Consider the following 13,089-nt stretch of genomic DNA (forward strand, 5'->3'; position numbering starts at 1 on the left):
TATGGAAAAAGTATTGGTTGTTGATGATAATCCACATAACTGTGAATTGATGAGTGATTTATTAACAAATTGGGGGTATGAGGTAAACACAGTCGGTCAGGGGACTGAAGCCATTGTAGTCGCTGGCCGGGATTGCCCTGACATTATTCTACTTGACGTCATGTTGCCCGGGATGAACGGCTTTGAAGTTTGTCATGAAATTAAGACAAATTCTCAAACACGCGATATTCCTGTCATCATGCTGACCGTGTTAAATGAAGTTGATGATCGAATTCGGGGTCTTAAGGTTGGCGCCGACTACTTTATGTCAAAACCCTTTAATTACCAGGAATTGAAATTCCGCTTATCCGCTCTGTTGCAACAAAAACAACGGATTGACAGTATGGAGGAAGGGCAAGCGGTGGTGGATGCTTTTTTAGTAATGATGAAGTTTAAAGATCCGCAGTTGTATATGCACACCTGCCGAGTCAAGGATTATTGTGCAAAAGTATCCCGCGTGCTACTGCTTTCTGAAAAACAGCATGAACGATTGCTGTGGGCAGCTTGTCTGCATGATATTGGCAAGGTGATTGATTTTTCACCCTCTCATCCGCAAACTGGGCGGGAGATTCTTTCTCACTTAAAAATGGGCAGTTATGTGGCTGACTTAACGCTCCGACATCACGACCCTCAACCGTGGGCTAGTATCGAACTGGAGATACTGGTCACGGTTGATCGTTTTGAAAGCTTATTGAGTCATCATGATAAACAGGCAATCGAACAATTGCGGCAATTAAGTAGTCAAATCGGTGTTAGCGCCAAGGTGCTGGCGGCGATCGAACAAGTCCTACGGGATGAGCAATTTTGCGAAAAAATGACCGGAAGATTTAGGTGAGGCCGTTGATGTTATGTCGGAGATGAGACTCTGTTTTAAGGCAAATGTTGATTGGTTTCTCGTTTATGAAAACACCTCTTTCCGGACATACTACCGCCGAAGGAGGTGTTTTCATGCAGAAAAAAGTAGCCGTAGAAAATAACCTGACCAGTATCGCCAAAGCGTTGGAGAACAAGGGATATACAGTGGTCAGTCCAAAAAGCGGACTCGATGTAATCGCCGCAGTTGTCATGGGAATGGACAACAACCTTATGAATATACAGAACACGGTAACGAAAGCGCCAGTTATTGATGCTGCCGGATTAACCCCGGAAGAAGTCGTATCCCGCATCGAATCGCTCAAATAGTGACAGCACTGTCACCAGCCCCCATTTAAGGGGGCTTATTTTTCATATCGTCACCTCTTTGTCCCAATTCGGATGAAAATGAGTGCTTCATCTGAATAAATCCCTTGAATGGATAAAAGAATAATGAAAGTAATCTGTAGTCTCAAGGAGGTTTTTTCATGTCCGATCCGAAGCAACCGCTGATTAAAAGTACTGATGAAGTTTCCAAAGGCGATGTAGAGTCTGTACCTGGTAAAGGGGATGCCAGCGGAACCAATAATCCTGATGACCATTTTGACGTCCATTCTAACAGCCGGAAATATTACGACATCGAAAAATCGCCAAAGCCGGAAGATGTGTTCGCTTGGCAGCGCAAGCATATTCAAGTTCACGACCAAAGCAAAGAAGGCTACCCGCTGAATGTGATCATCGACCCGGCTATGCGTGAAATGTACCAGCATGTTCATGCACAAGGCTTGACAAACGTTTTTGACCGCTGGGAACAGCAGGAGAAAATCCGCTGCAACTTTTGCGTGCAAGGCTTATCCTGCCAACTGTGCGCCAATGGACCTTGCCGCATCAGCCCGAAAGTACCCCGAGGCGCTTGCGGGGTTGATGCTCATGTGATGGTGGCCAGAAATTTCGTCTATCGCCATGTCACCATCGGCACGTCAGCCAACATGTTTCACGCGCAGCAAGCGGCCCGGACTCTCAAGGCGGCTGCAAGAGCGCCGGAGAGTGGATTGAAAATTCGCGATAGCGAGAAGCTTCTTAAATACGCTGAAATGGCCGGCTTGAATACGACGCATGATGTCAAGAAGGTTGCCGAAGATTTTGCCAACTGGGTGCTTGCAGATATGGGCAAACCCTATTATGAAGAGTCTGCCATGGTACAGGCCTTTGCACCAGCCAAACGTAAGGAGTTATGGAGAGAACTTGGTTTGTTCCCCGGCGGCGGCAACAGTGAAGTGGCTTATGCCCAGACGAAGTGTATGACAAACCTCAATGCCGATCCTGTTGATTTCCTGCTGACCTCAGTTCGCCTGGGTATTATCAATGAATACCAGGGACTGTTCGCGCTGGACATCTTGCAGGAAATCTTGATGGGGACGCAAAAAATCAATAAAACCCGTCAAAACATGGGCCTATTAGATCCTAAGAAAGTAAACATCATTACCAACGGTCATATGCCCTTGGTCGCTCATGTCGTTATTGATCTTGCCTCTCAGCAAGAGTGGCAGGAAAAGGCTAAACAGGCAGGCGCAGACGGCTTGCAGATTCTTGGACACGTCTGCGAGGGCCAGCAGTTGATGAACTACTCTGGCACACAGTCACAAAGCGCCTACGGAGGTCAGGAAGGAGAATGGCTGTCTGAGGAATATCTATTCGCTACCGGCTGCGTCGACTCGTTTGTCTTTGATTACAACTGCACAATTCCCACTTTGCCTCTGTACGCAAAACGATTTGGCACCCGCATGATCAGCACGCATGAAGTTATCCGCATGCCGGGGACGGAAGTCGTGGAATTCATTCCGGAGAAAATGGCAGAGCAGGCGGCCAAGATTCTTGATATGTCAATTGAGGCCTTTAAACAGCGTAAGTCGGAAAACCGTGAAGTCTATGTTCCACCCTATACGACAGAGTGTACGGTCGGCTTCAGTACTGAGCCGATTAAAGCGGCGCTCGGCGGTTCGTGGAAACCGCTCTTGGATGCGATCACCCAAGGCAGCATTCGCGGCATCGCTACTATCGTCGGTTGCACCACTGCTCATTACGGTCAAGGCGGCAGCAACATCTTCCGCATTACCAAGGGCCTGATTGAGAAAGACATTCTCGTTTTGTCTGGCGGTTGCACTTCAGCCGTTATGGAGTATACTGGCCTTACCCGTCCGGAAGCGGCAGATGAATGCGGTTCAGGTCTGAAATCTGTCTGCAAGGCCTTAGGTATTCCGCCAGTTCTCTCCTATGGCGCATGTGTCGATATCGGAAAGATGACCCATACTGCCAAAGAGTTAGCCGACGCGCTAGGCGTAGATACCAACATGCTGCCACTAGTTATTGGCGCGCCGGAATATCTTGAGCAAAAAGCTGTAGCTGACGCCTGTACCGCGATTGCATTAGGCTGGCTGGTTCATGTCGCGCCTGTGCCGTCTGTTACTGGCAGCGATGTGGTGGTGAAAACTCTGACTGAAACCACGGAGACGTTGGGACTTGGCAAGCTAATGGTTGAACTGAGTGCGGATAAGACTGTTCAGATTTATCTGGATCATATTGAGAAAAAACGGAGAGAACTTGGTATTTAAAAAAATATTTTTCCGCTTTCCTGTATAATTACTCTACTTAACAGGAATGAAGCCCTAAAAAAGGTTGCTTAAACTGTAGAAGATTGCTTCACTACGTTCGCAATGACAACCTTGTGTCACTGCGAGGAACGAAGCAGTCTTCTTTTTTATAATAATCACACAACCCTTCGTGTACTCCGCAGTTAACGGCCCTCTCACTTCTATCAGAACAGGCAGGAAGTCTCCAAAGCGGTTAGCTGTTTTTTAAAAAAGAATCGTTCCAGTAACCCTCCATAACCCTCTGTATACTCTGCGCACTCTGCGGTTAAACGCAACCCCGCATCATTACTCTCCTGAAAGTTAACGCATAAATACACATCTATCGACGTTCACTGACACTGGACGAATGGCCGTGCCCTCTTGTGTTTGTCTGCGGTTATGCTACAATTAAAATTCGTTACAACTGTAAACTGCAAGAGGTGATATCGATGGACAAACGCATTTCTATTATTGGTGCACCAGTCTGGCTGGGGCAGACTCGCTATGGAACCAATCTGGCGCCTGACGCCATCCGATCTGCCGGTATCATCGCCAGGCTTGAGGCTGCCGGCTGTGATGTTATTGATGAAGGGAATATTCCTGTCAGTGCTGCTGGACGGTGCCGGCAGGCTGAGTGCAATATAAAAAACAGCCAATCGGTTGTCCGTGCGTCTGAAGAACTGGCAGGCGCAGTCTCTCGTGCCTTGGCGGACGACCGCTTTCCGCTAATTCTCGGCGGCGATCATAGCATCGCTATTGGCTCAATCGCCGGTGTGGCTGGACACTTCCAGGAACTTGGCGTCATTTGGTTTGACGCTCATGCAGATATCAATACCCCGGAAACCTCCCCCAGCGGCAATATTCACGGCATGCCGCTTGCCGCTAGTCTTGGCCTCGGCTATCCTGGTCTGGCAAAAGTTGGCGGCTGGGTAGGCAAGATCAAGCCGGAAAATCTGATTTATATCGGAGTGCGTGACATTGATCCCGGTGAGTCTGAACTGATTAGCCGATATGGAATAAAAAACTATGGTCCGGCAGAAGTCCGCTTACGTGGCATGGATACAGTAGTCCGGGAGGCTCTCGCCGATCTGTCCTCGCGTTGTGACGCGATTCATTTGAGCTTTGATCTTGACGGCATTGACCCCACAGAAGCACCTGGTGTGGGTACGCCGGTGCGTGAAGGGGTCAGCTTTGCCGATAGTCTGCAGGCGCTTGGCGTATTGTTCGAATCAGGGCTGATTACATCTGCTGAGTTCGTAGAGCTAAATCCGATTCTCGATAAAGACAACCGCACCGTCAACGCCGCGGTTAAGCTGATTGCTGCATTGTTGGTGAACGGCATCGGCAGTATGATCGTTGACATAACAGGGTTAAATAGTGTTGAAGCATTGAAGTAGTGCGGAAAGAGGACGAGGTTACGTTTCCACGGAAACAGAGAATACGTGGAGGACGTGAGCAGTCTTGCTGAACGCAACTGGATGAGTGTGACTAGGATTCAGATGGTGTTAAAACTCCAACTGAATCCTAGTCTTTTTATCAAATTAGTCGAAAATCCCCTGTAAAGAGCATAAGTGAGGTTTACTCTGCGTCACTACCTGCGGTTTTCCAAAAGATTATTCTAGCTTTTTTTTCGTTATTACTATATAATATTTGGGGCTCCAATGTAATATGTAAAGCGAGAGTGATGTTTTACCATGGCAAGATACGATGTCGCTATTATCGGCGGCGGTCCTGCGGCTATTTTCGCAGCCTATGAATTAACTGCCAATCATCCCGGCGTCAGTGTCGTTATGATCGAAGAAGGACACGATATATATAAACGCAAATGTCCCATTGCTGAGAAAAAGGTAGACCATTGCATTCGCTGCTCCCCCTGTGACATTATGCGTGGCTTTGGCGGCGCAGGTGCTTTCTCTGATGGAAAATACAACTTTACCACTGAATTTGGCGGTTGGCTGAATGAATTTCTACCTGATGAGAAGGTCATGCAGCTGATTGATTACGTGGACGCGGTTAATCTAAGTTTGGGAGCGCCAGCTGAGTATTTCAGCACCCATAACAGCAGTCTCAGCAAGCGGGCTCTGGCTCATGATTTACATCTTTTGAATGCACGGGTTAGACATCTTGGTACCGAAAATAATCTTCGCATTATGGAAAGTGTGTATGAAATTCTGCGCACGAAGGCTACCATGCTATTCAATACTCACGTATCTGAGATCCGCAGAGAAGAAGATGGCTTCTGTTTGGTGAATACAGGCAATCCGGCCAAACTTCACTGCCGCTATTTGATTGCTGCTCCCGGCCGGGCTGGCGCTGAGTGGTTTGCCGAGCAATGCAAAAAACTGAATCTTTCCATGTCGAATAATCAAGTCGATGTCGGTGTGCGGGTGGAGATCCCGGCCGATGTCTTTGCTGATATTACTGATGAAGTATATGAGGCCAAGTTGGTTTATCGGACAAAGCAATATGGCGATCTGGTGCGGACATTCTGTATGAATCCGAAAGGCTATGTGGTGGCTGAGAACACAGATGGGATTGTCACCGTCAATGGGCACAGTTATCGTGAAGAAGCGATGCATAGCAAGAATACAAACTTTGCACTACTAGTTAGTAATAAGTTTACCGAGCCGTTCAATGAGCCGCATCAATACGGCAAGCGCATTGCATCATTTTCGAATATGCTTGGCGGTGGTGTGTTGGTGCAGCGCTTTGGCGATCTGATCAAGGGGCGGCGTACAAACACTCATCGACTAGAGCAGAGCTTTATTAAACCAACTCTGCAGGCGACTCCTGGTGATCTTAGTCTGGTTTTGCCGAAACGCCACCTAGATAATATCATTGAAATGATCTATGCTCTAGATAAACTCGCACCAGGTACGGCAAACCACGATACTCTGTTATACGGCGTTGAGGTCAAATTCTATAGTTCGCGCCTGGAACTGACGAGTGAGCTTGAGACAGAAATTGAAAATATGTTTGCTATCGGCGATGGAGCCGGAGTTACCCGCGGACTATCACAGGCGAGCGCCAGTGGCGTTCATGCTGCCAGAGCAATTGGGCGGCGCTTTACTCAATCGAACTAGAATAATTAAATCTTGAAAGTTTACCAATCCATTTGTACAATAGTTCTACGCCGATGAGATAGCAGGATCCGAACATCCTGGAAAGGCGGCCTTCTGTGGTAAAAAGAACAACTTCGCATGGTTTTAGCTTTGATCCTTTACTCGGCGTACTGACACTCATTGTTGTCAGTTCACTATTACGGTTGATTCTAGCTTGGACGCTAGGACTGGGCGTTGATGAATCATATGTGGTTTCAGTGTCTCGCGCGTTTTCCCTCAGCTACTTTGATCATCCGCCAATCCACTTCTGGTTGGTCAGAGTCGCAGCGCTATTGACAGGCAGCGAACATCCGGTTGTCTTGCGATTGCCGTTTATTCTTCTGTTCGCAGGCACTACCTGGTTGATGTACTCGTTGACTAGTCGACTGTTTAGCGAGCGGGCCGGTTTCTATGCCGCACTAACGCTGAATCTGTCAGCTGTGTTTAGCCTAAGTACAGGAGGCTGGGTTCTGCCTGATGGGCCGCTGATGTTTTTCATGCTTGCCGCCGTTTCCGTACTTGAACGTATTCTTTTTTCAAATTCCGGAAGTACGTCGTTGCCGCTTTGGCTGGCTTTTGGCGTGTTGACCGGGTTAGGAATGCTCAGCAAGTACCATGCTGTATTCTTGTTAGCGGGGTTGTGCCTGTATCTCATAACAAGTCCGAGAGTTCGGCATCTCTTGGTTACTCCCGGACCGTATATTGCTGTCATTGCGGCCTTTCTCGTGTTTTCACCGGTTTTCATCTGGAATGCCCAACATGAATGGGTATCGTTTCTCTTCCACGGCGGCCGTGCGGTAGCTAAATCCTTTTCACCTGGCGCCACTTTAGCTAATATTGCTGGTCAGGCACTTTGGCTGATGCCTTGGATTTGGCTGCCGATAGTATGGACGCTGGTAGGAAACATTTTCTCCGGACCGGAAAGCTATAAGCCAAAGACACTGCGTGATAAGTCGTGGCTGCTTTGCTGCCTGGCGAGCGGTCCGATCGTTTTATTCACTGCCGCCACCCTTTGGGGGGCGCAGGGTTTATTTCATTGGCAAGCGCCAGGATACCTTCTGGTCTTCCCGCTACTTGGGCGAGCCGTTGCCGAGAAGGCGGTTGCTTCTCACCGGTTGATCAGTGGCTGGCTCAAAGGCTCTGCTATCATTTTCCTGCTGCTGATCACCATTTTAGCCAGTCATACGGCAACCGGTTGGTTAGTTGATGTTATGCCAGAGGCTTTCATCCAAGGTGATCCAACTCTTGAGTCGCTTGATTGGCGCGATCTAGCACCTGCTTTACAGGAGCGGGGCTATTTATCGCCTGCTGTCAAAGACTCGCTTTTTATAGTCGCCAGAAACTGGATCGAAGCCGGCAAGATCGACTATGCGCTAGGCGGTACCCTGCCAGTTGTCATTTTTAGTGATGAGCCGCATCACTATCCGTTTATCCACTCTTTGTCAGACATGAAGGGAAAAACCGCATTAATTATTGGCCGTGCGAGCGGCATGACAGACACAGAGACTGTTTTACGTCCCTATTTTGACTCAATGGTTCAGATGGATAACATCAATATCCATCGTCAACAGCGCTCAGAGATACCACTTAGTATTTATCAAGCAAAAAACTTTCACGGCGACTACCCTCTGCCATTTGGCATAAGGTAGAGTCATTCGCAGCAATGGAGGTGCTATTAGCATGAATCAAATGGATTTGAAGCAGTCGAATGGCTTTCGTTTAGCGCTCGAACTGTCTATCATCACTGGCGCCATTACCATTGCATTAGTATATATGCTCGGTCAGACTGGAAATCCTCAGCTGTTTACTTTCGCCACCCAGCTTGGCGGAATGGGTAACGATATCTTTCTACTGGTTACGAATGGGATCATCTTTGCTTGGGCATGGCGTAATAATATGCGAGGTGTCATTGGCTTGACGCTGGCGATGGATGCGGCAGTCTGGGCGCTTGTGCAATCTATCAAGCTTATTCCGTTTGGTGCATGGGCACTTCGTCCTAACGGGGATATCGGAGGCTTCCCCAGCGGACATACTACCCATGCGTTTGCAATGGCGTTTGCGCTGACAACTATTTTTCCCCGCTTTGGCTGGGTATGGTATTTGGGCGCAGGGATTATTGGCTGGTCGCGAGTCGAGTCAGCTTGGCATACTCCGTTCCAGGTAACCGCTGGTGTTTTCTTTGGCATCGCAGTCGGTGTGACGTTCGTCAAGTATTTGTTGAAGAAATATGCCGGACCACCGCATACAACAGAACAGGCGTAAAGCAACAAAATCCCCATTGCATGTTAAAAATGCGATGGGGATTTTCTTAAAACCATAGAAATTATAAGTTTGCGAAGCTGGCGAGGATACGTTTCCACAGAGGAACGGAGGGCACACAGAGGTCACAGAGGATTAGTATCTTTGCCAGCTATGTTGGCCCTCAAAATTAGTCCTCTGTGTCCTCTGTGGAATGGTACCCCGTAATTCTGCTCAAGACTGCGGTTGTTTGCTTTTAATTCGGCTGGTGCATACGCCCGTTTTCTCTGGCCTGGCGCAGTCTGTCCTGCTGCTGGCCGCTAGACACAGGATTTTCGTAATTCAATGGTGCTGTTTGACTTTCGTTTTCGGCGAATCCTTTGGTTTGCGCTCCTGAATCTTGCTCATGCATTAGCATCACCTCTATCGGAGGCTGTTAGAAAACGCCCATCTGCGTTGTCACGACTACGTTTGCTTGCTGGCGTACCCCTTTGTACGCGGCGCGGCGCAAGCCTCGCTGTTCCTAGCATCTGGACATTTTCTAACAGCCTCCCTTTTCTATGGTTGCGTGTTTTTTGAAACACGCTTTACAAGATAGTATTGCTTTTGAGCATTGAACTGATGTAAGCCATTTGCTTAGTTGTCGGTAAGAGTGGTATTATGGAAGCATGACAAAAATGTGAGCAGGAGTGATCGGTTTTGCAAAAAGCTGTTGCGCAACGGCTGATGGATTATGTTCGTTTCGACACCCGCTCTGATAGCGGGTCAACCGCTTGCCCAAGTACGCCTGGACAACTCGTGTTGGCTAAGTACTTGGTTGAAGAACTTAAAGCAATTGGATTGACAGACGCGGCCCTTGATGAAAATGGCTATGTAACGGCAACTCTTTTGTCAAACGTAGAACAGGATATTCCAGTCATCGGCTTTCTGGCCCATCTGGATACCAGTCCAGAGATTAGCGGCGCGGGTGTAAAGCCGAGACTGATCGAAAACTATTCTGGCGGCGACATTGTTCTTAATCAGTCACTCGACGTGGTTCTCTCTCCCGAGGATTTCCCGGAGCTTAACAATTACATAGAACAAGATATCATTGTAACCGATGGAACGACACTGCTCGGCGCAGACAATAAGGCGGGGATCGCTGAGATTATTACAGCAATAGAGTACCTTGTCACTCATTCCGAGATTAAGCATGGGACTGTCAAAGTAGGCTTCACACCTGACGAGGAAATCGGCAGAGGCGCTGATCGGTTTGATACCACTAGTTTTGGCGCCGCTTTTGCTTATACCGTCGACGGCGGACCACTGGGTGAATTGGAATATGAGACTTTCAACGCTGCGGAGGCTAAAATCAACATTAAAGGGCGCAATGTCCATCCCGGAACAGCCAAGAATGCGATGATTCACTCCCTTCATATTGCCATGGAACTCAATGCCATGCTGCCAGCGGCGGAGGTTCCTGGTCATACAGAAGGTTACGAAGGCTTCTACCACCTTAACTCTCTGCGGGGCTCGGTTGAAGAGACGGCGATGACCTATATTGTCCGCGATCATGATAAAGCTAAATTTGCTGCCCGCAAAGAACGGCTTGAAAAGATTACGGTCTATCTCAATGATAAATACGGTGAAGGCACGGTCGCTATTTCACTGCGTGACCAGTACTATAACATGCGGGAAAAAATCGAACCGGTGTATCATATTGTCGAACTGGCTAAAACGGCAATCGAAGCAATCGGAATAACCGCGAACATCAAACCTGTCCGCGGCGGCACTGATGGCGCCAAATTGTCCTATATGGGTCTGCCTTGTCCTAACTTATTTAGCGGCGGACATAATTTCCACGGTAAGTATGAATATATCTCGGTACAGTCGATGGAAAAGGCTGTTGAGATGATTGTGAGAATAATAGCCCTGCATACCAAGGCCGGCCGTTGAATTGCTTCCATTTGTGTTGCATGCAGCCTCCGCCGTATGGGGATAATGAGTCCATATGCAGTAACGGAGGTAAGCAATGAATGCAACGCAAGCTTTAGGCCAAGAACCAGTAGGAAAACTCCTTTGGCAGTTTTCTTTGCCTGCGATTGTAGGCATGCTGGTCAATGCCTTATATAATGTTGTCGATAGTATCTTTGTCGGTAATGGAGTGGGTGAAATCGGTCTCACGGCTGTGACCATTGCATTTCCTATCATGCTGGTAATGATGGCGTTCGGCATGTTGATCGGTGTGGGAGCCTCCACTCTGGTATCGATTCGCTTAGGCGAACATAATAAGGCCGAAGCAGAATATATCTTAGGCAACGCGCTAACGATGATTGCTGTTCTCTCACTTCTTCTATCAGTAATCGGCTTGGTCTGGCTTGATCCCTTGCTAGTCGCGCTAGGGGCTGAACCAGAGGTTTTGCCGTATGCGCGGACCTTTACGCGGATTATATTAATTGGCAATGTGTTTATGCATGTTGGCTTCGGGTTAAACAATATTATCCGGGCTGAAGGCAATCCTCGTTTAGCGATGGCCACGATGCTGATTTCCGCTATGCTGAATGTAGTGCTAAATCCGCTATTCTTATTTGTGATGAATCTGGGTATTGGCGGATCTGCTCTAGCGACGGTGATCTCCCAGTTTGTTTCCGCTGTATGGGTACTTAGCCACTTTCTTAACAAAGGTAGTCTGCTGAAGTTTAGGCTTCGCAACTTGCGTCCGAATTGGCGAATTGTTAAAGATATCATCGCGATTGGCATGTCGCCGTTCTTCATGCAGCTAGCGGCAAGTGTCGTCACAGTCCTCTATAACTTTGGACTCATTCGTTATGGCGGCGATCTTGCGGTTGCCGCTATGGGTATCGTTAATAGGATTACCATGCTGATGCTGATGCCCATATTCGGTATTAGTCAAGGTGCACAGCCGATCATTGGCTACAATTACGGCGCGCGGCAGTATGATCGCGTGTTTGAAACTGTGAAGAAGGCGATTTATGCTGCCAGCGGCCTTTCATTCATCGGCTTCCTGATTGTACAGATATTTAATTATCAGATTGTTGGCTTGTTCAATAATAATTCACAACTTATAGCGCTTGGCGGTCGTGGGCTTAGCATTATGCTCAGCATGCTGCCGATTATTGGCTTCCAAGCGATTGCCGCCCAGTACTTTCAGGCGGTAGGTAAAGCTAGGTATGCCTTGCTGTTCACCATGTCCCGGCAAGTGTTAATACTGATTCCGATGATTTTGCTGTTGCCGAAATTCTTTGGCCTGACGGGAATTTGGTTGGCCGGCCCTACTGCCGACGTGGCGGCAGCTGTCTTGACGGGGATTTATCTATATCGCGAATTGCGGACACTTAAAGTAATGTAAGGTGTCAAAATGTATGTATGCGTTAGAGCGCTAGCTGGATGAGGAGGAATGTTGCTATGCGAAATTTGGCTTGGCTTGTTATTGGCGAGGGAGAGCCATATCTGCGTGGCAGCCGGATCGACCTGAGAGTGGGTGAACTGATACTGGGGCGCAGAAGTGAAACCTTTGAACCGGATATAGCTTTTGACAACTTTCTTGTTTCCCGGCGGCATTGTATGCTGCAACGAGAAACAGATAACATAACGATTGTTGATCTTGGCAGTAAGCATGGCACAGCAGTTAATGGCGAACAGCTTTCACCACACGCTCAGCGCGTTTTGGCTGATGGCGATATGGTTACTCTGGCAAAGGGGGCGGTGAATTTCCGGTTTGCGGCCTCAACAGCCTGGGACGAAACAATGGAACTGGGACGCTTGCTGCAAACGCAAGCTGTTGTTTCACCGTTAACACTTGATGAGGCTCGGCGTGAGTGCCGTGTTGATAAAGAGAATATTCCTGTTTCTGTTAAGGAGTGGGACTTCCTTTGGTTGCTGCGTCAACACGCTGGCCGCTTAGTTAGTTATGATGCCATAAAGAGAACAGTCTGGAATGAACGCCCGCTCAATCCAGGCGATTTTGCGCCAGATGTGAGTATGGATGAAATCAATACTCTGATTTATCGGTTACGGCGTAAGCTGGGAAACCATGCTGACCTGATTCGGACGGTGCGCGGCCAGGGGTGCATGCTGGAGGAGCAGGTTGAGTTACCAAAAACACCAATCGATAAGTAAACAGCATTGTTAAATGCGGCAGGGGCTTAGCTCGCTGTCGCATTTAAATTTCCAGTTTCTTCTATCTGCAGGAAAAAGCATTCCCTACCAAGAACTATAGATAGCGCATC

The 13,089-nt window shown here is 48.2% G+C and carries 11 protein-coding genes; 10 read left to right on the plus strand and 1 reads right to left on the minus strand.

The annotated features are described in order from the left end of the window. Position 1: 1 nt before the first annotated feature. The 7 genes from AXX12_RS01055 (at position 2) to AXX12_RS01085 (ending at position 8,884) form a co-directional block, all read left to right on the plus strand. The gene (locus tag AXX12_RS01055; RefSeq protein WP_066237276.1) at positions 2-874 is read left to right on the plus strand and encodes a response regulator; all 873 of its coding nucleotides are present in this window, start codon (positions 2-4) and stop codon (positions 872-874) included. A gap of 113 nt (positions 875-987) precedes the next feature. Beyond that, positions 988-1,221 carry a YkuS family protein gene (locus tag AXX12_RS01060; RefSeq protein ID WP_066236892.1) on the plus strand — a complete coding sequence of 78 codons (234 nt, stop codon included), beginning with the start codon at positions 988-990 and terminating at the stop codon, positions 1,219-1,221. A 158-nt stretch (positions 1,222-1,379) separates the two neighbouring features. Next, positions 1,380-3,503 carry an anaerobic carbon-monoxide dehydrogenase catalytic subunit gene (cooS, locus tag AXX12_RS01065; protein WP_066236893.1) on the plus strand — a complete coding sequence of 708 codons (2,124 nt, stop codon included), beginning with the start codon at positions 1,380-1,382 and terminating at the stop codon, positions 3,501-3,503. A gap of 467 nt (positions 3,504-3,970) precedes the next feature. Then, positions 3,971-4,918, plus strand: coding sequence for an arginase (rocF, locus tag AXX12_RS01070; protein ID WP_066236895.1), 948 nt, complete (start codon positions 3,971-3,973; stop codon positions 4,916-4,918). A 297-nt stretch (positions 4,919-5,215) separates the two neighbouring features. After that, complete coding sequence (locus AXX12_RS01075; protein WP_066236897.1) at positions 5,216-6,604, plus strand: NAD(P)/FAD-dependent oxidoreductase; 1,389 nt, start codon at positions 5,216-5,218, stop codon at positions 6,602-6,604. A gap of 95 nt (positions 6,605-6,699) precedes the next feature. After that, complete coding sequence (locus AXX12_RS01080; RefSeq protein WP_066236899.1) at positions 6,700-8,271, plus strand: ArnT family glycosyltransferase; 1,572 nt, start codon at positions 6,700-6,702, stop codon at positions 8,269-8,271. Between the two features lie 31 nt (positions 8,272-8,302). Next, positions 8,303-8,884, plus strand: a complete 582-nt coding sequence (locus AXX12_RS01085; RefSeq protein ID WP_066236901.1) for a phosphatase PAP2 family protein — start codon at positions 8,303-8,305, stop codon at positions 8,882-8,884. A 232-nt stretch (positions 8,885-9,116) separates the two neighbouring features. Here the strand turns inward: AXX12_RS01085 and AXX12_RS19130 are convergent, their stop codons facing one another. Then, entirely contained in the window at positions 9,117-9,272 is a 156-nt protein-coding gene (locus AXX12_RS19130; RefSeq protein ID WP_156478561.1) for a hypothetical protein, read from the minus strand. 287 nt (positions 9,273-9,559) lie between these two features. On the opposite strand from AXX12_RS19130, the gene pepT reads away from it, so the two are divergent. From pepT to AXX12_RS01100, 3 genes are all read left to right on the plus strand, one after another. Next, the gene (gene pepT, locus AXX12_RS01090) at positions 9,560-10,795 is read left to right on the plus strand and encodes a peptidase T (protein WP_066236905.1); all 1,236 of its coding nucleotides are present in this window, start codon (positions 9,560-9,562) and stop codon (positions 10,793-10,795) included. A gap of 76 nt (positions 10,796-10,871) precedes the next feature. After that, positions 10,872-12,209 carry an MATE family efflux transporter gene (locus AXX12_RS01095; RefSeq protein ID WP_066236907.1) on the plus strand — a complete coding sequence of 446 codons (1,338 nt, stop codon included), beginning with the start codon at positions 10,872-10,874 and terminating at the stop codon, positions 12,207-12,209. A 56-nt stretch (positions 12,210-12,265) separates the two neighbouring features. After that, positions 12,266-12,979 carry an FHA domain-containing protein gene (locus AXX12_RS01100; protein ID WP_066236911.1) on the plus strand — a complete coding sequence of 238 codons (714 nt, stop codon included), beginning with the start codon at positions 12,266-12,268 and terminating at the stop codon, positions 12,977-12,979. The last annotated feature ends 110 nt before the right edge of the window (positions 12,980-13,089 follow it).

The sequence above is a fragment of the Anaerosporomusa subterranea genome (assembly GCF_001611555.1).
Lineage (GTDB): Bacteria > Bacillota > Negativicutes > Sporomusales > Acetonemataceae > Anaerosporomusa > Anaerosporomusa subterranea.

Bases quoted from the DNA above. Each gene is read 5' to 3' on its own strand.
- AXX12_RS01055 (WP_066237276.1), top strand. From the start codon at position 2: ATGGAAAAAGTATTGGTTGTTGATGATAATCCACATAACTGTGAATTG.
- AXX12_RS01060 (WP_066236892.1), top strand. From the start codon at position 988: ATGCAGAAAAAAGTAGCCGTAGAAAATAACCTGACCAGTATCGCCAAA.
- cooS (WP_066236893.1), top strand. From the start codon at position 1,380: ATGTCCGATCCGAAGCAACCGCTGATTAAAAGTACTGATGAAGTTTCC.
- rocF (WP_066236895.1), top strand. From the start codon at position 3,971: ATGGACAAACGCATTTCTATTATTGGTGCACCAGTCTGGCTGGGGCAG.
- AXX12_RS01075 (WP_066236897.1), top strand. From the start codon at position 5,216: ATGGCAAGATACGATGTCGCTATTATCGGCGGCGGTCCTGCGGCTATT.
- AXX12_RS01085 (WP_066236901.1), top strand. From the start codon at position 8,303: ATGAATCAAATGGATTTGAAGCAGTCGAATGGCTTTCGTTTAGCGCTC.
- AXX12_RS19130 (WP_156478561.1), bottom strand. From the start codon at position 9,272: ATGCATGAGCAAGATTCAGGAGCGCAAACCAAAGGATTCGCCGAAAAC.
- AXX12_RS01095 (WP_066236907.1), top strand. From the start codon at position 10,872: ATGAATGCAACGCAAGCTTTAGGCCAAGAACCAGTAGGAAAACTCCTT.
- AXX12_RS01100 (WP_066236911.1), top strand. From the start codon at position 12,266: ATGCGAAATTTGGCTTGGCTTGTTATTGGCGAGGGAGAGCCATATCTG.